Below are 20,716 nucleotides of genomic sequence, written 5' to 3'. Positions count from 1 at the left end.
GCGCATCCGCCTCTTCCGCCACCTGCAGGCGATGGAGCTCGGCTTCTTCACCCGCACCCGCACCGGCGTCATCCAGTCGCGCCTCGCCAACGACGTGGGCGGCGTGGCCAACGTGCTCACGAACACCGTCTCGAGCGTGCTCGGCAACACCGTCACCGTGATCGCGGCCGTCGTCGCGATGCTCCTGCTCTCGTGGCAGATGACGATCGTCGCCCTCGTCCTCACTCCGGTGCTCGTCGTGGCCCAGCGCCGCGTCGGCCAGGTGAGGGCGCGCATCGCGACGAAGACGCAGGAGTCATTGTCCGAGATGACCGCGATCACCCAGGAGACCCTGAGCGTCTCGGGCATCCTCCTGGCCAAGAGCTTCGGCCGCCAGGAGTCGGAGGTGACGCGCTACGCCGACGAGAACGGCCGCCAGATCGAGCTCCAGGTGCGGCAGCAGATGTCCGGCCAGTGGTTCTTCGCGATGGTGCAGATCTTCCTCTCCGTCATCCCCGTGATCGTGTACCTCGTGGCCGCCTGGCTGATCCTCGGCGGCACCACCGTCACCGCCGGGACCGTCGTGGCCTTCACCACCGTGCAGGCGCGCCTGATGTGGCCGCTCCTGGGCCTGATGCGCGTCGCGCTCGACCTGCAGACGGCCGGAGCGCTGTTCGCTCGCATCTTCGAGTACCTGGACCTGCGCCCGGCGATCACGGACCGGGCCGATGCACGCGAGGTCTCGGGCGAGCTCGGCCGGGTCGAGCTCGACGACGTCGTGTTCCGCTACCCCGACCAGGCGGAGGACGCGCGCCCGACGCTCGACCACGTCTCGGTCGCCATAGAGCCGGGCCAGTTCGTCGCCTTCGTCGGTCCCTCCGGCGCGGGCAAGACCACCATCTCGTACCTCGTCCCGCGCCTCTACGACGTGGCCGGGGGAGCGGTGCGCTTCGCCGGCACCGACGTGCGCGAGCTGCGGCAGGAGTCGCTCGTCTCGCACATCGGCATCGTCAGCCAGGAGACCTACCTCTTCCACGCGACGATCGGCGACAACCTCCGCTACGCCCGCCCGGACGCGACGCAGGAGGAGCTGGAGGCGGCCGCCCGCGCCGCGAACATCCACGCGACGATCACGTCGTTCCCCGACGGCTACGACACACTGGTCGGCGAGCGCGGCTACCGGCTCTCCGGAGGCGAGAAGCAGCGGCTCGCGATCGCGCGCGTCCTGCTGAAGGACCCGGCGGTCCTCATCCTCGACGAGGCGACCAGCGCCCTCGACACCGTCTCGGAGCGGATCGTCCAGACCGCGCTCGACGACGCCGCCCGCGGCCGCACCACGATCGCGATCGCCCACCGGCTCTCGACCATCGTGTCGGCCGACGTCATCCACGTCGTCGAGGGCGGCCGGATCGTCGAATCGGGCACCCACCGCGAGCTGCTCGGCCTCGGCGGCCTCTACGCCTCGCTCTACGCGCAGCAGACGGAGTCGGCCCTCCAGGGCTGAGCCGCGGATCGGCGGCCGGACTTTGCGGGGCTACTCGCGGCCGACGCCGTCTGAGTCGCCGGGCCCCGTGCACGACGTCGGCGGAGAGAACGTGCCCCTCCCCGGTGGGGGAGGCGCACCACTCTCAGCCGATGTCGTGCGCGCCGGAAGCGGTCACTCCGCCGGGCGGTCCTCGAGCATCTGCTCCATCAGCGAGATCTCGGCCTCCTGGGCCTTCACGACGGAGGAGGCGAAGTCGGTGGCGACCGTCACGCGGCTCCGGGCGAGCAGCGCCTCGGCCATGTCGATCGCGCCGCGGTGGTGGGCGATCATCAGCTCGAGGAACATCCGGTCGAAGTCGCGGCCCGACGCGCTGCTGAGGGCGGTGATCTGGTCCGGTGTCGCGAGACCGGGCATGCTCGCCGGCACGACGCCGTCCTCGGTCCCCATCCCCATCGACGAGTGCTCGTCGGCGGCTCCGGCCAGGGTCGGCCGGCCCATCCAGGTCATCGAGGGCTCCGGAGCAGCCTGCGGCAGGCCCCACGAGTTCAGCCAGCCGAAGAGCTGCCCGGCCTGCTGCTGCTGGGTGAGCAGGATGTCCTTCGAGACGGTGAGGACCTCGTCGTCGGCGCTGCGCTCGCGGGCGATCATCGCCAGCTCGGCGCCCTGCAGGTGGTGCACCTGCATGTCGCGCGCGAAACCCGCTTCGGCGCTGGCGCTCGAGGGCGTCGCGGCGGAGGCGAACGGGGCGAGCGCGCCGAAGAGGTAGCCGCCGGCCGCCCCGAGGAGGAGCGCGACCACGGCGACCGCGGCGACGAGGATCCGGCCCCTACTGCTTGCCGGGCGCATCGATGCCTCCGGTGCAGGGGGCGCCGGGCTCCGGAGCGCTCGAGGACTGCCAGAAGCGCTCGACGAAGGCATCGATGCGGGGGTCCTCGGGCGAGTCGATCGCGACCTGGGCGTCCCAGGCGCTCAGCACGATGGGCGACTCGAGGCCCTCGTAGGGCGAGACGACGGAGTAGGTGTCGGGCATCGCGGCGATCAGCGCGTCGACCTCGCTCTGCGGGAGCTCGGGGTCGTAGGTGGCCCAGACGGCGCCGTGCTCGAGGTCGTGCACCGCGTTCTCGTTCGGGACGGGCTCGTCGTAGACGCCGCAGTTCATCCACACGGCGTTGTGCGGGCCGCCCGCCGGCGGGGTCTGCGGGTAGTCGACGGCGCCGGCGACGTGGGTGGCGTCGTTGTCGAAGGTCTGCAGGCCGTCGATCTCGCGCGCCTCGACGATCTGCTGGTTCCCGAAGACGGTGACCGCGACGATGCCGCCGACGGCGAGGACGGCCAGGGCCGACAGCGACCAGATCCAGATGCGGGAGCCGCGCTTGCGGCGGTCCTGCTCGCGCTTGTAGGCCTCGAGCTTCTCCTGTCGGGCGCGGTTCTTGGCGGACATCGTGTCTTTGGGCACGGCGGCGTCTCTCGTTCTGAGGGCGGAAGGCGCCTGGGGCGGGCGCAGGCGCCTGAGAGGCGCTCTCAGAGGATAACGAGCGAGGCTTCGGATCGGATCAATGCGCGGTCAGGGGGATCTCGATGCGCCCGAGGAGCGGGCCGCTCGATCAGCGGGATGCCCAACGGGCCCGCTCGATCCGCAGGATGCGCCGCCGCTCCGCTCAAGGGGCGAAGGTGAGCCAGAGCAGCAGGCCGTTCAGGACGATGAGGAAGACGGCGGCCAGGGCGGCGGCGAGGGTGGTGAACCAGCGGTTCGTCTGGTCGCCCATCAGGCGGCGGTCGCGGGTCAGGATCACGAGCGGCACGAGCGCGAAGGGGATGCCGAACGACAGGACCACCTGGCTGAGCACCAGCGCGCGCGTCGGGTCGAAGCCGATCGCGAGCACGAGGAGCGCCGGGATCAGCGTGACCAGACGACGGGCGACGAGCGGCACCCGCACCTGGAGCAGACCGTGCATGATCTCGGCCCCCGCGTACGCGCCGACCGAGGTCGAGGCGAGGCCGGAGGCGAGCAGGCCGACGGCGAACAGGGTCGCGACCACCGGGCCGAGCGCCGCTCCGATGGCCGCGTGGGCGCCCTCGAGGCTGTCGGTCCCGGCGACTCCCGCGAGGGAGTGCGCGGCGAGGAGCAGGATCGCGAGGTTCACGGTGCCGGCGATGGCGAGCGCGATCGTCACGTCGATCCGGGTGGCGACCAGGATCCTCCGGCGCGCGCCGACGCCCTCGACGTGGCCGAAGCGGTCGCGGGCGAGCGCGGAGTGGGCGTAGATCGCGTGGGGCATGACGGTCGCGCCGAGGATCGAGGCGGCGAGCAGCACCGACTCCGAGCCCTCGAAGCGCGGCACGAGACCGGCGACGGTCGCGCCCGCGTCCGGCGGATCGACGACCACGCCGACCGTGAAGCCGACGGCGATCAGCACCATCAGCGCCGTGATCACCCGCTCGAACGGCTGCGCCCCGCCCCGCGTCTGCACGAGCAGCAGCACCAGCGAGACCGCGCCGGTGACCACGCCGCCGGCCAGCAGAGGCAGTCCGAAGAGCAGATTCAGCGCGATCGCACCGCCGATCACCTCGGCCAGGTCGGTCGCCATCGCGACCGTCTCGGCCTGCAGCCAGTAGGCCCGGCGGCCCCAGCGGCCGCGCAGGCGGTCGCCGAGCAGCTCGGGGAGGCTGCGGCCGGTCATCAGGCCGAGCTTCGCCGAGAGGTACTGGATGAGCCAGGCCATCAGGTTGCCGAGCACCACCACCCAGACCAGGAGGTAGCCGAACCGGGCGCCGGCCGTCATGTTGCTGGCGACGTTGCCCGGGTCGAGGTAGGCGACTCCGGCGACCAGCGCAGGGCCGAGCAGGCGGAGGAGGTGGATGTCGGCCGGACGCCGCGGCGGTGCGGCGATCGGTGAGGTCATTCGGGGTCCGTTCCGGGTCGACGGCGGCGCTCGCGGACCCCCACGATAGGGCACCGGCGCGACCGGCGGCACTCCCCTCCCGAGACCGCTCCCTGTGCCTCCGCCCACCCCCGTCACACGCCCGGAGCCGGTTGCTACGCTGGCGGGATGAGCCTGGATCGCGCCCTTCCCGCACGCCCGGAGACCGGGATGGCCTACGCCGATTCGGTCCTCGACCTCATCGGCGACACCCCGCTGGTGAAGCTGGGCCCGGTCGCGGCGGGCGTGCAGGCGACCGTGCTGGTCAAGGTCGAGTACCTGAACCCCGGCGGCTCGTCGAAGGACCGCATCGCGACCCGCATCATCGACGCCGCCGAGCGCGACGGGCTGCTGAAGCCCGGCGGCACCATCGTGGAGCCGACCAGCGGCAACACCGGCATCGGCCTCGCCCTCGTCGCGCAGCAGCGCGGCTACCGCTGCGTGTTCGTGCTGCCGGACAAGGTGGGGGAGGACAAGCGCAACGTCCTCACCGCCTACGGGGCCGAGATCGTCGTGACGCCGACGGCTGTCGCTCCGGAGGACCCCGCCTCCTACTACTCCGTCTCGGACCGCCTCGCCCGCGAGATCCCCGGCGCCTTCAAGCCTAACCAGTACGCGAACCTCAACGGACCGCTCAGCCACTACGAGACCACGGGCCCCGAGATCTGGCGCGACACCGCCGGTCGGCTCACCCACTTCGTCGCGGGAGTCGGCACGGGCGGCACCATCAGCGGCGTCGGCCGCTACCTCAAGGAGGTGTCGGAGGGCCGCGTGCAGATCGTCGGCGCCGACCCCGAGGGCTCCGTCTACTCGGGCGGCGGCGGTCGCCCGTACCTGACCGAGGGCGTCGGCGAGGACTTCTGGCCGAGCGCGTACGACCCGAGCGTGGTCGACCGGATCATCGCCTCCAGCGACGCCGAGTCGTTCGCGATGACCCGCCGCCTCGCCCGCGAGGAGGGGCTGCTCGTCGGCGGATCGAGCGGGCTCGCCGTCTCCGTCGCGCTCAAGGCCGCCGCCGGTCTCGGGCCGGACGACGTGGTCGTCGTGCTCCTGCCGGACGGCGGGCGCGGCTACCTCGGCAAGATCTTCAACGACCGCTGGATGCGCTCCTACGGCTTCCTCGAGATGCGCGACGAGGGCACCGTCCGCGACGTGCTCCGCGCGCGGGCGGCGAGCGGGCAGGCCGACCTCCCGGCGCTCGTGCACGCGCACCCGACCGACACGATCCGCGACGCGATCGGCATCATGACCGAGTACGGCGTCTCGCAGCTCCCGGTGCTGACCGCCGAGCCGCCGGTCGTGATGGGCGAGGTCGTCGGAGCAGTCGACGAGCGCGAGCTGCTCGACCGCGTCTTCGCCGGATCCGCCTCGATGAACGACCCGCTCGGCGACTGCGTGGGCGATGCGCTCGCGCTGATCGGGCTCGGCGAGAGCATCACCGCCGCCCGCGCCGCGCTCACCGAGCACAGCGCCCTCCTCGTCACCGACGAGGGCAAGCCCGTCGCGGTGATCACCCGACAGGACCTCCTCACCTACGCCACGGCCTGACGGCCGCCGCCTCCGCACCTCCGACCCAGGGAGCCCGCACCATGCCCAAGAAGCAGCACTTCGACACCCGCGCCATCCACGCCGGCCAGGAGTTCGATCCGACCACCGGGGCGGTCGTGCCGCCCGTCTACATGACCTCCACGTTCGTCCAGGACGGCATCGGCGGTCTCCGGGGCGGCTACGAGTACGCCCGCTCGGCGAACCCGACGCGCGACTCGCTCCAGGAGCTCATCGCCTCGCTCGAGGGCGCCGACGTCGCCTACTCCTTCTCCTCCGGCCTCGCCGCCGAGGACACCCTGCTGCGCGCCGCCCTCGCGCCCGGCGACCACGTCGTCCTGGGCAATGACGCGTACGGCGGCAGCCACCGCCTGATCGACCGGGTGCACAGCGCCTGGGGCGTGCGCAACACGGCCGTCGACATGTCGAACCTCCGCGAGGTGCAGCGGGCGATCGTCCCCGGCGAGACGAAGATGCTCTGGGTCGAGACCCCGTCGAACCCGCTGATGACCATCAGCGACATCGCCGAGCTCGCCGACCTGGCCCACGCGCACGACCTGATCGTCGTCGTCGACAACACCTTCGCCTCCTCCGCCCTGCAGCAGCCGCTGGCCCTCGGTGCCGACGTGGTCGTGCACTCGACCACGAAGTACCTCGGCGGCCACTCGGACGTCGTCGGCGGCGCGCTCGCCCTGCGCTCGGGGCCGCTGGCCGAGAAGATCGCGTTCCTGCAGTTCGCGGTCGGAGCGATCTCGGGCCCGATGGACGCGTGGCTCACGGTCCGCGGCATCAAGACCCTCGGGGTGCGGATGGAGCGCCACTCCGTCAACGCGCAGGCAGTCGCCGAGTTCCTCGTCGAGCACCCGGCGGTGACGGCCGTGCACTACCCGGGCCTGCCCTCGCACCCCGGCCACGAGCTGGCGAAGCGCCAGATGTCGCGGTTCGGCGGGATGCTCTCGCTCGAGCTCGCGACGCCGCGCGCGGCCCGGAAGTTCGCCGAGTCGACCGAGCTGTTCCAGCTCGCGGAGTCACTGGGCGGCGTCGAGTCGCTGATCGGCTACCCGAGCGAGATGACGCACGCGTCGGTGAAGGGCACGCCGCTGGAGGTCTCGGAGTCGCTGGTGCGCCTCTCGGTGGGCCTCGAGGACTCGTCCGACCTGATCGCGGACCTGTCGGCGGCGCTGCCGAAGAAGTAGAGGCGGGAACGCCGCCCCGCGGGGCGGCATCTCGATGGTGCGCCCGATCCGGCCCCTGCCAGGATCGGGCGCATGACCTCCTCGCGCCGCTTCGTCGACCTCAGCCACACCGTCGCGGACGGGCTGGTGACCTACCCGGGCCTGCCCGCTCCGCGCATCCGGCCACACCTCACGCGTGAGGCGTCCCGCGCCTCCTACGCGCCCGGCACCGAGTTCGCGATGGACGTCATCGAGATGATCGGCAACACGGGCACCTACCTCGACAGCCCGTTCCACCGCTACGAGGGAGGAGCCGATCTCGCCGCTCTCCGCCTCGAGACGCTGGTCGATCTGCCTGCCGTCGTGGTCGACGCGACCGGAGCCACCGGACGGGGCATCAGTGCGGACGCGGTCGCGGGACTCGACGTCCGCGGCGCCGCCGTCCTCCTCCGCACCGGCTGGGACGCGCACTTCGCCACGCCCGGGTACGGCAGGGGCGCCCCCTTCCTCAGCGGCGAGGCGGCGGAGGCGCTCGTCGCCGCCGGCGCGGTGCTGGTCGGCATCGACTCGGTGAACATCGACGACACGGAGTCGGGCGGATCGCGGCCCGCGCACTCGGCTCTCCTCGCTGCGGGAGTGCACGTCGTCGAGCACCTCACCGGCCTCGGCGGGCTGCCGGCGACAGGGGCGCGCTTCACCGCCGTGCCGCCGAAGGTGCGGGGCTTCGGGACCTTCCCGGTGCGGGCCTTCGCGGTCGTCGACGAGCCCTGACCGGCGCAGGGCGCCCGGGCGCCTCCGGCTAACCTGGACCGATGCATCCCGCTCTCGCCGCCGTCGGCCGGCGCGTCCGGCCCCGCACGCGCCTCGCGGCGCTGGGCCGTCGTGTCCGCCCCCGCACGCGGCTGCGCTCCGCGGCCCGGGTCGTCCGCTCCGCCCCTCAGCGCCTCTCGGAGCGCCGCGCCGCCGTGATCGCCGCCCGGCCGATCGACCACCCCTCGCCCGCGCTCCGGCGCGAGCTGCTGCTGCTCGACCTGGCCAACCGCTTCTCCCGCCGCTCCGCGGTCGATCCGGCGGGCGAGGTCGTGGTCACGATGACCACGCACGGCGAGCGGCTGCAGCGGGTCCACGTGGCGCTCGAGTCGATCGCCCGCGGCGACGCCCGGCCCGCGCGCCTGGTGCTCTGGCTCGACGACCCGGCCCTGCACGCCGACCTGCCCGCGCCGCTGCGCCGCCTCCGCCGCCGCGGCGTCGAGATCCGCCTGGTCGACGGCTACCGCGTGCACACGAAGTACTACCCGCACCTGCTCTCGGGCCGGGCGGGGGAGCGCGACCTCGTCACCTCCGACGACGACATCGTGTACCCGCGCACCTGGCTGAGGGGCCTGCTCGACGCCCGCTCGCGCTACCCCCGCGAGACCGTGCTCTGCTACCGCGCCCACCGGGTGGGGATCGTCGACGGCGCCGTGGCTCCGTACACGAGCTGGACGCCGGTCGCCGACACGCGCGCGTCGACCGACGTCTTCGGCACCTCCGTCTCCGGGCAGCTGCTGCCCGCCGCGCTCCTCGGCGAGATCGCCGCGCACGGGGAGGCGTTCCGCGAGATCGCCCCGGACGCCGACGACATCTGGCTGCACGTGCGCGCGGTCGACGCCGGTTACCGGATCGCGCAGATCGAGCCCCGGGCCCAGCTGTTCCCGTTCGTGCCGCGCACGCAGCAGTCCGGGCTCTACCTCGTCAACTACTGGGACGGCGGCAACGACCGCCAGGCCCGCGCGGCCTACACGCCCGAGGTGACGGCGCGGATCGCGGCGGACGCCTCCGCGAGAGGGGAGGTGCGGTGATGCGCCTGCTGTTCGTGAGCAACCTCTATCCGCCGCAGGTGCTCGGCGGATACGAGATGACCTGTGCGCGCGTCGCGGAGGCGATGGCGGCCCGCGGCCACACCGTGCGCGTGCTGACCACGCCGACCTACCTGCCGCCGGAGCCCTCGGGCGTCGAGGTGCACCGCACGCTGAGCCTGCGCACCTACTTCCCGCTGCCGCAGACCGGCGGCGAGATCGCTCAGCTGCTGCACCACGAGAGCGCCGTCTCGCGGTTCGAGAACACCCGCATCCTGCTCGAGGAGCTGCGCGACTTCGCGCCGACCCACGTGGTGGCCTTCAACCTGCTCGGGATCGGCGGCCTCGCGCTGATCGACCTGCTGCGGGCGGTGGAGGCCCCGTGGATGTGGAACCTCGGCGACCGCATCCCGAACGCCCTGGTCGACGGGCTGCCCGAGCGCGTGCTCCGCGTCTACGGCGCCCAGGCCCCCGACCACTTCGACCGCGGCGAGATCGTCGCGGTCAGCCGCTCGCTCGTCGACGCGATCGAGGCCGGCGGGCTGAGCCTGGGCGAGGTCGAGGTGATCGGGCGGGGAGTGTCCGTTCCCCCCGACACCGCGGAGCCGCGGCGCTACCGCGAGGGCGGGACCACCCGGTTCACGTTCGCCGCGTCGCTCGGCGAGCACAAGGGCGTCGGGCTGGTGCTGGAGGCGGCGGCGTCTCTCGCGGAGGAGACCCGCGACTTCCGCGTGGACCTCTACGGCGACGGAGACGTGGACGGCTGGCGCGCCCGGGCGGACGAGGCGGGCCTGGACGGCCTGGTCGAGTTCCACGGACCGACGCCCCACGCCGAGGTGCTCGCCGCGCACGGCCGCGCCGACGCGTTCCTCTTCCCGACCTGGGCCGGAGAGGCGTTCGGCGTCGCGCCGGTCGAGGCGGCCGCGGCGGGCGCCGTGCCGATCGTGACGGCGGCCAGCGGAGTCGCGGAGTTCCTCATCGACGGGGTCGACTGCATCAAGATCACCCGCTCCGCCCCGGCGCTCCTCGAGGCGATGCGGGACGTGGCGAGCGGGGCGGTGGACCTCGAGGCGCTCGGTCGGCGGGGCCGGGCCGCGGCGCGCGGACCGCTCTCGTTCGAGCGCTCCGTCGAGCTGATCGAGGCCTCGCTCGAGCGCCGCTCCCGGCCTGGCCTCGCCGACCGCCTCGCCGACACCACCCTCGAGGCCGACATCATGGACAAGGATCTGCGGGCGATGGACGTGCTCCACCGCCGCTTCTCCGGACGGGACCACGACGATGACCACTGACCACGACTTCCTCCAGGACCCCGGCTCCGCGCCCACCCGGCTCGGCCGCGGCGGCGTCGTGCTCCGCGATGCGGTGCACCGGCTGGTCGCCCCCTGGTTCGAGCAGGCGCGGCTGCGCACGGAGGAGCTGCGCGCCGAGACGGCGGCCCTGCGCGACGAGGTGGCCGGGCTCCGCGGCGAGCTGAGCGCGGTGCAGGGCGACGTCTCCGTGCTGCGCGACGAGTCGGCGGGCCTCCGGGAGGCGCTGGACGAGCTCAGCGCGTCGGTCGCGGCCGACCGAGCCTCGTCCGAGGCGGCGGGTGCGGCGGCCGCCGAGCAGGCTGCCGACACCGCGGCGGCTCTCGACGAGCGCGTCCGCGGGGCCGAGCTCGAACTGCGGGCGGTCACCCGGCGCCTCGCGGAGGCGCTCGACCGCTGAGGCGGCGAGGCCCGGTTTTCGCGGCGATCAGGCGGGGACCGCCGTCCGCGCGAGCAGCTCGGCGATGCGCCCGGTGCAGCCGCCGCAGCCCGTGCCGGCGCGGGTCGCCCGCCCGACGCAGGCGACCGTCCCGTGTCCCGCCGCAGCCGCATCGGTGATCACCGCCGCCGTCACGCCGTTGCACCAGCAGACCGTGGCATCGGGGGCGAACGGATCGCCGGTCGCCGCGGCACCCGCATCCGGGGCGTCCAGACGCAGGAGGCTCGACCGGTCCGCCGGCAGCTCCGAGCCCCGCTCGAAGAGGAGGCTGAGCTCGGCGCCGACCCTGGGCAGACCCACCGAGACGAACCCGCGCAGCACTCCTCCCGCGGTCACGAGCTTGGCGTAGCCCCCGCGGGCGGGGTCAGCCCATAGCGTCACTTCGAGGTGCTCCTCGCCCGGGCGGTGCGGGTCCCACGGCTCCGGGGCCACGTCGCCTCCTGCCACGAGGTCGACACCCTCGGCCTTCAGCATCACGACCGCCGGTCGGGCGTCGGGGACGCGCTCCTCGCCGCAGCGGCCCTCCGCCTCCGCCCGGATCCGCGCTGCGAGCCGGTCCGCCTGCTCCCATCCCGGACCGATCAGTCCGCTCGGTCCGCCGGGCACGCGGCCGTCGGGCAGGGCCGAGCCGCGGGGGGCGACGTGCGCGCAGTCGCCGATCGCGAAGACGTCCGGGTCGCTCCAGCTGCGCAGCTGCTCATCGACCAGGATCCCGGTCGAGACGGCGAGCTCCGCGCCCGCGGCCAGCTCGACCCGCGCACCGACACCGCACGAGAGCACCAGCAGATCCCCCTCGATCTGCTTGCCGTCAGCGCAGACGAGCGCCTGGAAGTGCGCACGGCCGCGGTCGTCGTGCGCGAGCAGGACGCTCTCGGACCGGGCGTGCGCCACCATCTCGACGCCGGCCGCGCGGGCGGCCGCGGCCAGCATCCGGCCCCCGCCCGTGTCGAGATTGCGGGCCATCGGGATGTCGCCGTGGAAGACCACCACCACCTGCGCGCCCTGCTCGGCGGCCGCGAGGGCGAACTCGATCCCGAGCACTCCCGCCCCGAGCACGACGAGGCGCGCGCCGGAGCGCACGGACTCGCGGACCACCCGGGCGTCGGCCAGGTCGCGCAGCGCCACCACCCGCTCCGGGAGGGGCCGGGAGCCCGCGTCGAGCGACTCCGGATCGGCGGCGCGCACCGTCCGCTCGCGTCGGGACCGCTCCATCCCGGCGAGGGTCGGCACGTTCGCCCGGGCGCCGGTGGCCAGGACGAGGCGGTCGTAGGGCAGCCGCTCGCCGTCGTGCAGCCGCACGACGTTCCGCGCGCGGTCGATCCCCACGACGGCCGCTCCCAGGCGCAGGACGACGCCCGCCGCCTCCGCCGCCGTCCGGTCGCCGAGGTCGAGGCGCTCGCGGGTCGCCCGGCCGACGGCGTACTCCGCGAGCAGGACACGGTTGTACGGGTCGTCGCTCTCGGCGCCGACCACCGTCAGCGCGACCAGACCGGCCCGCACGGCCGGCAGCAGCTCCTCGACGAAGCGCGAGCCGACGGGGCCATAGCCGATCAGGACGATCCGCTCGGGAGGTGTCTCAGGCATGTGCCGTCCCTTCCGCGCGGACCCAGACCCGCGTGCGCTTGAACTCGGGCATCGACGACACCGGGTCCACGACGGCCTCGGTGAGGAGGTTCGCGCACTGCTCACCCGCGTAGTGGAAGGGCAGGAACACCGTGTCGTGGCGGATGTCCGCGGTGACGCTCGCGCGGGCGCGGACCACGCCGCGCGCGTTCCCGATCGCCACAGGTGCTCCGTCGCGGACGCCGAGCCGGGAGGCGGTCGCCGGGTGGATCTCGAGCCGAGCCTCGGGGCGGGCCGCATCGAGCTCCGCGACCCGCCGGGTCTGGGTGCCCGACTGGTACTGCTGGAGGTAGCGGCCGGTCACGAGGGTCAGCTCCTCGCCGCGGTCCACGACGACGGGGACGGCGGGGATGACGGCGACCAGGCGCGCCCGGCCGTCGGGGTGCCCGAAGCGCTCAGCGAAGAGGCGCGGCGTCCCCGTGCCGCCCGCGGGGTAGGGCCAGTGGGCGGCGATCCCGGTGTCGAGCAGGACGTGCGAGAGGCCGGAGTAGTCGGCCACGCCTCCCGCGGACGCGCGGGCCAGCTCGTCGAACACCTCCGCGGGGACGGTCGACCAGCTCGAGGGGGCGTCGAGACGGCGCGCCAGTTCGCTCATGATCCAGAGCTCGCTGCGCACTCCCGCCGGCGGGTCGATCGCCCGGCGGCGGCGGAGCACCCGGCCCTCGAGCGAGGTCATCGTGCCCTCCTCCTCCGCCCACTGCGGCACCGGGAGCACCACATCGGCCAGCGCGGCGGTCTCGGAGAGGAAGAAGTCGCAGACGACCAGCGTGTCCAGGGCCTCGAGCCCGGCGCGGACGGCGTCGGCGTCCGGAGCCGAGACGACCACGTTGGAGCCGTGCACCAGCAGGCAGTGCACGGAGCGTCCGAGCTCGGCGAGCAGGGCGGTGGCGGGCAGGCCCGGGCCGGGGATCGATTCGGGCGTCACGTCCCAGACGGCGGCGACGTGGCGCCGCGCCTCCGGATCGCGGATGGAGCGGTACCCCGGGAGCTGATCGGCCTTCTGGCCGTGCTCGCGTCCGCCCTGGCCGTTGCCCTGACCGGTGAGCGTGCCGTACCCCGACCCCTCGCGGCCCACCAGGCCGAGCACGAGAGCGAGGTTGATCGCGGCGGTCGCGGTGTCGGTGCCGTCGACGTGCTGCTCGACCCCGCGGCCGGTCAGCACGAACGACCGCCCCGCGGCGAGCCGGCGCGCGAGGGAGCGGAGGAGCGTGGTCGGCACGCCCGTGACCGCGGACGTGCGCTCCGGCCACCACGCCGAGACGCTGCGGCGCACCGCCTCGGCGCCGGTCGTGCGCGCGGCGAGGTAGGCGGTGTCGGCGAGGCCCTCGGCGAAGACCAGGTGGGTCAGCCCGAGCAGGAGCGGCAGATCCGTCCCCGGGGCGGGCTGCAGATGCGTGCCGGCGCCTTCCTCCGTCAGCCGCGCGGTGGCCGAGCGGCGCGGGTCGACGACCACCAGGCCGCCCCGCGAGCGGGCACCGGCGAAGTGGGCGAGCAGCGGCGGCATCGTCGCGGCGACGTTCGAGCCCAGGAGCAGGATCGTGTCGGCGTCGTCGAGATCGGACACCGGGAACGGCAGTCCGCGATCGACGCCGAAGGCGCGGTTGCCGGCCGCCGCGGCCGAGGACATGCAGAAGCGGCCGTTGTAGTCGATCCGGGAGGTGCCGAGAGCGATCCGAGCGAACTTCCCGAGCTGGTAGGCCTTCTCATTGGTGAGCCCCCCGCCGCCGAAGACGGCCACCGCGTCGGCGCCGTGCCGCTCCCGGACGCCGCGCACCGCCCCGGCGACCGCGTCGAGCGCCTCCTCCCACGACGCCTCCGCGAGGACGCCGTCGGCGCCGCGCAGCAGCGGGGAGACCAGGCGCTGTCCGCTCGCCAGCAGCTCGACGGAGGTCCAGCCCTTGGCGCAGAGCCCGCCCCGGTTCGTCGGGAACTCCCTCCCCTCGACCGCCAGGGGCACGGGGCCCGCCGCGGGTGTCAGCGTCATCGCGCACTGCAGGGCGCAGTACGGGCAGTGGGAGTCGGTCGGGGCGGGTGCGCTCATCGTCAGATCCGGGTCCCCGTCTTCGCGGCGAGGCGGAGGTAGACGCCGGCCGTGATCGCGAGCATCACCGCGTAGGCGCCGACGAACCAGCCCAGCGCCGTGGTGTAGTCGCCGAACTCGGTCTTGGAGAAGCCGAGCAGCTGGGGGATCACGAAGCCGCCGTAGGCGCCGATCGCCGAGATCAGGCCGAGCGCCGCGGCGGACGTGCGCTGGGCGCCGATGCCGTCGTCGCCGCGCTGGCGGGCGCGGAGGGCGAACACCGTGGGAATCATGCGGTAGGTCGCGCCGTTGCCGATGCCGGCCGCCGAGAAGAGCACGAGGAAGCAGGCGAGGAAGAGCCAGAAGCTGCCGAGCGGCAGTGTCGCGATCACGCCGAGGATCCCGGCGCCCATGGCGACGAAGGCGAGGACCGTGACAGGCGCTCCGCCGAAGCGGTCGGCCAGACGGCCGCCGGAGGGGCGGGACAGCGAGCCCACCAGGGAGCCGAGGAACGCGAGGCCGACCGTCGCCGAGCCGACGGCGAAGCCGGAGAACTCGGGGAAGGTGTCGGCGATGAGCTTCGGGAACACGCCGGCGAATCCGATGAAGGACCCGAAGGTGCCGATGTAGAGCACGGCCAGCAGCCAGAGGTGCGGCTCGCGGAGCGCGGCGAGGGAGGCGGCGACGTCGGACTTCGCGGTCGAGAGGTTGTCCATGCGCTTGGCGGCGCCGATCATCGCCACGACGATCAGGGGGACCCAGAGGAAGCCGGCGATCGGCAGGTTCAGCGTGGCCGCGGCGCCGACGGTGATCGCGATCGGCACGACGAGCTGCGCGACGGAGGCGCCCAGGTTGCCGCCCGCGGCGTTGAGCCCCAGAGCCCAGCCCTTCTGCGCGTGCGGGTAGAAGAAGGTGATGTTCGCCATCGAGCTGGCGAAGTTGCCGCCGCCGAAGCCGGCGAGCGCGGCCACCAGGAGCATGACGCCGAACGGGGTCTCCGGATTCGAGACCGCGATGCCGAGTCCGACGCTCGGGATCAGCAGGAGGCCCGCCGACACGATCGTCCAGTTGCGGCCGCCGAAGCGGGGGACCATGAACGTGTACGGGATCCGGAGGGTGGCGCCGACGAGGCTCGGCATCGAGATGAGCCAGAAGATCTGCCCGGTGTCGAAGGCGAACCCGGCCGCCGGCAGCGAGACGACGACGACCGACCAGAGCTGCCAGACGACGAAGCCGAGGAACTCGGCGAAGATCGACCACCTCAGATTGCGGGCGGCGACGGAGCGTCCCTCCGCCTCCCACTGGGCGGGGTCCTCGGGGTTCCAGCCGTCGATCCAGCGGCCCGGCCGTCGGATGATGCCGGTGGATGTGGCGGCGGTCGTGGGGACGGTGGTCGGGGGTGCAGCAGTCATCGTGGTCCTCCGGAGGGTGGGCGGCGCGCGCGAGGGCGCGCTCGGGACGGGGAGGTGGAGCGGTGGTGGTGCGGGGAGGAGGCGTCAGGCGTTGCGCCCGAACAGCTCCGAGACGATGTCGACCAGCTCGCGGGCGGGCGGATCGACGGCGGTGAGGAGGGGAGCGGAGGCGAGGTCGGCCCCCGCGGAGGCGGCCAGGCCGGCGAAGTAGCCGGGCGCGAGCAGGTAGGTGGCGACCACGACGCGCGCGCCGGGGTGGGCGGCGCGCTCGGCGGCGACCGCCTCCGCGATCCGCGGCTCGGCGGCCGAGATGAACGAGGTGCTCACCTCGCGGCCGAGCTCGGCGGCGAGGAGGCGGCCGGTGGTCCAGCAGTCCGCGACGGCACCGGCGTCGCTCGAGCCGGCAGCGGCGAGCACGACGCGGTCGCCGTCGTCGAGCCCTGCCTCGTGGAGCCGGCGGGCGAGCACTCGCGCCAGGCGGGGATCGGGTCCGAGCGCGCCCGAGACCCGCACCGGCCGCTCCGCCTCCGCCGCGGCCTCGGCGAGGTCGACGTGCACGTGGTAGCCGGCCGAGAGCAGCAGCGGCACGACCACCGCCGGCCGGCCCGGCTCGAGAGAGCCCAGGGTCGCGGGGACGTCGGGCTGCTGCACGTCGACGAAGGAGTCGAGCACGTCCAGCGCCGGGTTGGCCCGGCGGACCGCCTCGACCAGCGCGGCGACGGCACGCCTCCCGTCGTCGTCGGAGGTCCCGTGGGACGCGGCGACCAGAGCGGTCCGCTGGGCGACCTCGATCGTGCCGTCGCTCTCGCGCACCTGCCAGGTGGCGAGGTGCAGCTCCGCTCGTGTGAAGCAGGCGCCGGTCTCGAGGTCGAAGACGTCCTTGTGCAGGGGGGAGGCGATCGTGGGCCGCTGCACCCCGTCGACCAGACGCGAGCCGACGATGCCGCGCGAGAGCACGGCCGCGCCGGTCGCGGGGTCGAGGTTCGAGACGGCCCGCACCCGCCCGTCGGGCAGGAGGAACAGGGCGAGCTGCACACCGCCGACCAGGGCGGCCTCGCCCCAGAGCGGCTCGAGGTCGCCGACGGCGCAGACCGGCACCCAGGTGGTGGCGGTCGCGGGGGCGAGCCGATCGAGGAGGGTCATCGCTGCGCCTTCTTCCTGCGGGTGGGCCACCGCATCCGGTCGGACGCGATGAGGCAACGGTAGGGATCGCGCGTTTCGTGCGAGCACGCCTTCGGTGTCACGGGCGTAACGAAGCCCTCACGGCCTGCGGCGCTCGCCGAGAGGCGCGCGTCACACGCTGTTACACCGGGGCAACGGCGGGGAAACGGGCCGTCCCTACGGTGGACGTCATGACTCCTGGAGCGAACCCAGCCGCCCGGCCCCGACGCGTGCTCGTCGTCGGAGCGGGACCCGCCGCGCACCGCCTGGTCGACGCGCTCGTCGCCCGGGCCGGCGACCAGGCGCTGGAGATCACCGTCCTCGGCGAGGAGGTGCACCGTCCCTACGACCGCGTCGCACTCTCGAAGCGCCTCGACGGCGAGCACGACCTGACTCTGGGCGACGGCGCTCTGTGGGAGTCGGCGCGGCTGATCACCTCCTCCCGTGTCGTCGCGATCGATCCCGACCGCCTGCGCGTCGAGCTCGCGGACGGCCGCTCCCTCGAGGGCGACGAGATCGTCCTGGCGACGGGCTCCTCCGCCACGGTCCCGCCGATCGAGGGCGCCGAGCACGGCCGCGTCTACCGCACGCTCGAGGACGTGGACGGGCTCGTCGCCGAGCTCGCCGCGTTCCGCGCCCGGCGCGGCCGCCCCGCGATCGTGGTCGTGGTCGGCGGCGGTCTGCTCGGCCTCGAGGCGGCGGGAGGCGCGCACCGGCTCGGTGCGCGCACCGCCCTCGTCCACTCCGGCCGCTGGCTGATGAGCGCGCAGCTCGACGAGGGCGCCGGGCAGGCCCTCGGCCGCATCATCTCGGCGCAGGGGATCGCGCTGCACCTCGGCAACCGGCCCACCGCGATCCTCACCTCGCCGACGGGGACGGTGCTCGGCGTCGCGCTGACCGACGGCAGCAGCATCAGCGCCGATCTCGTGGTCTTCTCCATCGGGATCACGGCGCGCGACGAGCTCGCCCGAGCGGTCGGGATCGAGGTCGCACCGCGCGGAGGCGTGGTCGTCGACGAGGCCTGCCGCACCAGCAGGGCGGGAGTCTGGGCCATCGGCGAGGTCGCCGCGATCGCCGGCCGCACGGTCGGGCTCGTCGCACCCGCCAACGCGATGGCGGAGGTGGTCGCCGACCGGATCCTCGGCGGCGACGCGACCTTCCCGGGGGTCGACGACGCCACCAAGCTCAAGCTCTCGGGCGTGGAGGTCGCCAGCTTCGGCGACGCCCTCGGCACCACGGAGGGAGCGCTCGAGGTCGTCTACGCCGATCCGGCCCGCGGTCTCTACCAGAAGGTCGTCGTCTCGGACGATGCGCGCACGCTGCTCGGCGGGATGTTCGTCGGCGACGCGGGCCCCTACTCCTCCCTCCGCCCGCTGCTGGGGCGCGAGCTGCCGGCCGAGCCCGGCGCCTACCTCGCGGCGGCGGGGGCGGAGGCGCCCTCGGGCGACCTTCCGGACGACGCCCAGGTCTGCTCGTGCAACAACGTCTCGGTCGGCGAGGTCCGCCACGCGATCGGCGAGGGGTGCACCGAGCTGGGGCCGCTCAAGGCCTGCACCCGCGCGGGCACCCAGTGCGGATCGTGCGTGCCCCTGGTGAAGAAGCTGCTCGACACGGAGCTGATCCGTGCGGGCGTCGAGGTCTCCCGCGCCCTCTGCGAGCATGTGGCGCTCAGCCGCAGCGAGCTGTTCGAGTCGGTCCGCATCCTCGGGCTGCACTCGGCCGAGCAGGTGATGGAGCGCTTCGGCTCCGGGCTGGGCTGCGACGTGTGCAAGCCGGTGATCGCCTCCGTCCTCGCCACCCAGACGAACGCCTACATCCTCGACGGCGGCCAGGCGCCGCTGCAGGACACCAACGACCGCGCCCTGGCCAACATGCAGAAGGACGGCACCTACTCCGTCGTCCCGCGGATCCCCGGGGGCGAGATCACGCCGGCGAAGCTCAAGGTGATCGCCGAGGTCGCCGAGCAGTACGGCCTCTACACGAAGATCACCGGCGGGCAGAGGATCGACATGTTCGGCGCCCGCCTCGAGCAGCTGCCCGAGATCTGGCGCCTCCTCGTCGACGCCGGCTTCGAGTCGGGTCAGGCGTACGGCAAGTCGCTGCGCACGGTCAAGTCGTGCGTCGGATCGACCTGGTGCCGCTTCGGAGTCCAGGACGCGGTCGGGATGGCGGTCTTCCTCGAGGAGCGGTACCGGGGTCTCCGCTCGCCGCACAAGTTCAAGCTCGGGGTCAGCGGCTGCGCCCGCGAGTGCGCCGAGGCGCGGGGGAAGGACATCGGCGTCATCGCGAGCGACCTCGGCTGGAACCTCTACGTCGGCGGCAACGGCGGCTACCAGCCGGCGCACGCCCAGCTGCTCGCGCAGGACCTCGACGACGAGACCCTGGTGCGCTACATCGACCGCTACGTCATGTACTACGTGCGGACGGCCGAGCGGCTCCAGCGGACCGCACGCTGGCAGGAGGAGCTCCCCGGCGGACTCGAGCACGTGCGCGAGGTGGTCTGCGAGGACTCGCTCGGCATCGCCGCCGAGCTGGAGGCCGCCATGGCCACGCACGTCGACACCTACGTCGACGAGTGGGCGGCGACCCTCGCCGATCCCGACCGGCTCCGCCGCTTCCGCTCCTTCGTGAACGCCCCGGACACCGCGGATCCGCGCGTCGCGACCGTGCGCGAGCGCGGGCAGGTCCGGCCAGCCGGCCGGGACGAGAGACCGGACGGACCCGTGCTGGTCGCGGGGCCGAGGATCCCCGTCGGTCCGGCCGGGATCGGATCGGACTCGTGATGCAGCTCTCCCTCGACCTCGCCGGACGCCGTGTGCTCGTGATCGGCACAGCCTCCGGGACCCGCCGCGTGCTCGCCCGCTACCGAGCCGCCGGCGCACTCGTCGAGCGGCACGAGGCGGAGGACGCGCTCACCACGGCGCCCCCGGCCCTGATCGTGTGGGTGGAGGGGCCGGCGCCGCTCCGAGCAGCGGCGGCCGAGCTCTGCCCCTGGATCGTCGACGAGGCCCCCGCGCCGACCCGGCCGGTCGGGCACGTCAGCATCGTCGGCGGCGGCCCCGGCGATCCGGATCTGATGACCCTCGCCGCCCGCCGCGCCCTCCGCGACGCGGACGTGGTGCTCTACGACCGGCTCGGTCCGCACGAGGGCCTGGCCGAGTGGGCGCCCGGCGCCGAGCTGATCGACGTCGGCAAGACGCCGGGTCATCACGCGGTGCCGCAGCACGAGATCGAGCGGCTGATGATCGAGCGGGCCCTCGCGGGTCTGGACGTCGTGCGCCTGAAGGGCGGCGATCCGTTCGTGTTCGGCCGCGGGTCGGAGGAGGTGCGCGCGTGCCGGCTCGCCGGCGTCGGCTCCACGGTCGTCCCCGGAGTGACCAGCGCGATCTCGGTGCCCGCCGCCGCCGGGATCCCGGTCACGCATCGCGAGGTCAGCAGGGCCTTCACCGTGGTCTCGGGCCATGCGCCGTTCAGCGAGCAGGAGCTCGGCCATCTGGCCGGGCTGGGCGGGACGATCGTGGTGCTGATGGGCGTGAACACCCTCCCGCACCTCGTCGCCGGGCTGCAGCGCGCGGGGATGCGCGCCGACACGCCCCTCGCGATCGTCGAGCGGGGCTGGTCGCGCGACCAGCGCACGACGGTCTCGTCGGTCGGCGGAGTGCTCGGCCTGCTCCCCGAGCTGGCACCGCGCTCGCCCGCCGTGATCGTCATCGGCGAGGTGGTCCGGCAGGCCGCGTGCCATGATGCGGGGGACCCCGAGAGCATCGCCCGAGCGGTCGATGCACTGACCGCGTGAGATCTCGAGGGGGC

At 73.8% G+C, this 20,716-nt stretch carries 16 protein-coding genes; 9 read left to right on the top strand and 7 right to left on the bottom strand.

The window, feature by feature from the left end; all coding sequences use genetic code 11:
• The coding region (locus C5D04_RS07705; protein ID WP_104261752.1) for an ABC transporter ATP-binding protein at nucleotides 1–1,483 on the top strand (1,483 nt) is incomplete at its 5' end.
• 153 nt (nucleotides 1,484–1,636) lie between these two features.
• Here C5D04_RS07705 and C5D04_RS07700 read toward each other — a convergent pair.
• From C5D04_RS07700 to C5D04_RS07690, 3 genes are all read right to left on the bottom strand, one after another.
• Nucleotides 1,637–2,311: a DUF305 domain-containing protein gene (locus C5D04_RS07700; RefSeq protein WP_104224341.1), complete on the bottom strand. Its 675-nt coding sequence runs from the start codon at nucleotides 2,309–2,311 to the stop codon at nucleotides 1,637–1,639.
• Nucleotides 2,292–2,921, bottom strand: a complete 630-nt coding sequence (locus C5D04_RS07695) for a DUF3105 domain-containing protein (RefSeq protein ID WP_244230507.1) — start codon at nucleotides 2,919–2,921, stop codon at nucleotides 2,292–2,294. Before C5D04_RS07695 ends, C5D04_RS07700 begins: the two co-directional genes overlap by 20 nt.
• Before the next feature lie 202 nt (nucleotides 2,922–3,123).
• Nucleotides 3,124–4,368, bottom strand: a complete 1,245-nt coding sequence (locus C5D04_RS07690; protein ID WP_104227179.1) for an Nramp family divalent metal transporter — start codon at nucleotides 4,366–4,368, stop codon at nucleotides 3,124–3,126.
• A gap of 189 nt (nucleotides 4,369–4,557) precedes the next feature.
• On the opposite strand from C5D04_RS07690, the gene C5D04_RS07685 reads away from it, so the two are divergent.
• From C5D04_RS07685 to C5D04_RS07660, 6 genes are all read left to right on the top strand, one after another.
• Nucleotides 4,558–5,934 (top strand): cystathionine beta-synthase, encoded by a 1,377-nt coding sequence (locus C5D04_RS07685; protein ID WP_104234473.1) that lies wholly within the window; start codon nucleotides 4,558–4,560, stop codon nucleotides 5,932–5,934.
• Nucleotides 5,935–5,975: 41 nt separating this feature from the next.
• Nucleotides 5,976–7,127, top strand: coding sequence for a cystathionine gamma-synthase (locus C5D04_RS07680; protein ID WP_104224345.1), 1,152 nt, complete (start codon nucleotides 5,976–5,978; stop codon nucleotides 7,125–7,127).
• Nucleotides 7,128–7,199: 72 nt separating this feature from the next.
• Nucleotides 7,200–7,877 carry a cyclase family protein gene (locus tag C5D04_RS07675; RefSeq protein WP_104247709.1) on the top strand — a complete coding sequence of 226 codons (678 nt, stop codon included), beginning with the start codon at nucleotides 7,200–7,202 and terminating at the stop codon, nucleotides 7,875–7,877.
• Nucleotides 7,878–7,918: 41 nt separating this feature from the next.
• Nucleotides 7,919–8,947, top strand: a complete 1,029-nt coding sequence (locus C5D04_RS07670; protein WP_104227176.1) for a glycosyltransferase — start codon at nucleotides 7,919–7,921, stop codon at nucleotides 8,945–8,947.
• Complete coding sequence (locus tag C5D04_RS07665; protein WP_104339193.1) at nucleotides 8,947–10,233, top strand: glycosyltransferase; 1,287 nt, start codon at nucleotides 8,947–8,949, stop codon at nucleotides 10,231–10,233. Before C5D04_RS07670 ends, C5D04_RS07665 begins: the two co-directional genes overlap by 1 nt.
• Nucleotides 10,223–10,651 carry a hypothetical protein gene (locus C5D04_RS07660; RefSeq protein WP_104247711.1) on the top strand — a complete coding sequence of 143 codons (429 nt, stop codon included), beginning with the start codon at nucleotides 10,223–10,225 and terminating at the stop codon, nucleotides 10,649–10,651. The genes C5D04_RS07665 and C5D04_RS07660 overlap by 11 nt, the downstream gene beginning before the upstream one ends.
• Nucleotides 10,652–10,678: 27 nt before the next feature.
• Here the strand turns inward: C5D04_RS07660 and C5D04_RS07655 are convergent, their stop codons facing one another.
• From C5D04_RS07655 to nirD, 4 genes are all read right to left on the bottom strand, one after another.
• Nucleotides 10,679–12,274 (bottom strand): NAD(P)/FAD-dependent oxidoreductase, encoded by a 1,596-nt coding sequence (locus tag C5D04_RS07655; RefSeq protein ID WP_104227174.1) that lies wholly within the window; start codon nucleotides 12,272–12,274, stop codon nucleotides 10,679–10,681.
• On the bottom strand, nucleotides 12,267–14,354 hold the full coding sequence (locus C5D04_RS07650; RefSeq protein ID WP_104347523.1) for a molybdopterin oxidoreductase family protein: 2,088 nt from the start codon (nucleotides 14,352–14,354) through the stop codon (nucleotides 12,267–12,269). The genes C5D04_RS07655 and C5D04_RS07650 overlap by 8 nt, the downstream gene beginning before the upstream one ends.
• Nucleotides 14,355–14,356: 2 nt before the next feature.
• A complete protein-coding gene (locus tag C5D04_RS07645) occupies nucleotides 14,357–15,745 on the bottom strand; it encodes an MFS transporter (RefSeq protein WP_104224352.1) in 1,389 nt (462 codons plus the stop codon).
• Nucleotides 15,746–15,829: 84 nt separating this feature from the next.
• Nucleotides 15,830–16,888 carry a nitrite reductase small subunit NirD gene (nirD, locus tag C5D04_RS18815; protein ID WP_104224353.1) on the bottom strand — a complete coding sequence of 353 codons (1,059 nt, stop codon included), beginning with the start codon at nucleotides 16,886–16,888 and terminating at the stop codon, nucleotides 15,830–15,832.
• A gap of 209 nt (nucleotides 16,889–17,097) precedes the next feature.
• Here nirD and nirB point away from each other — a divergent pair, with 209 nt between their 5' ends.
• Nucleotides 17,098–19,689, top strand: a complete 2,592-nt coding sequence (nirB, locus tag C5D04_RS07635; protein ID WP_104224354.1) for a nitrite reductase large subunit NirB — start codon at nucleotides 17,098–17,100, stop codon at nucleotides 19,687–19,689.
• Complete coding sequence (gene cobA, locus C5D04_RS07630) at nucleotides 19,689–20,702, top strand: uroporphyrinogen-III C-methyltransferase (RefSeq protein ID WP_104347526.1); 1,014 nt, start codon at nucleotides 19,689–19,691, stop codon at nucleotides 20,700–20,702. Before nirB ends, cobA begins: the two co-directional genes overlap by 1 nt.
• Nucleotides 20,703–20,716: the final 14 nt, after the last annotated feature.

Source organism: Rathayibacter sp. AY1D2 (assembly GCF_002932695.1).
Classification (GTDB): Bacteria; Actinomycetota; Actinomycetes; order Actinomycetales; family Microbacteriaceae; genus Rathayibacter.
Note: the sequence above shows the minus strand (reverse complement) of the source record. Positions and strands in the feature narration are given on the sequence as shown.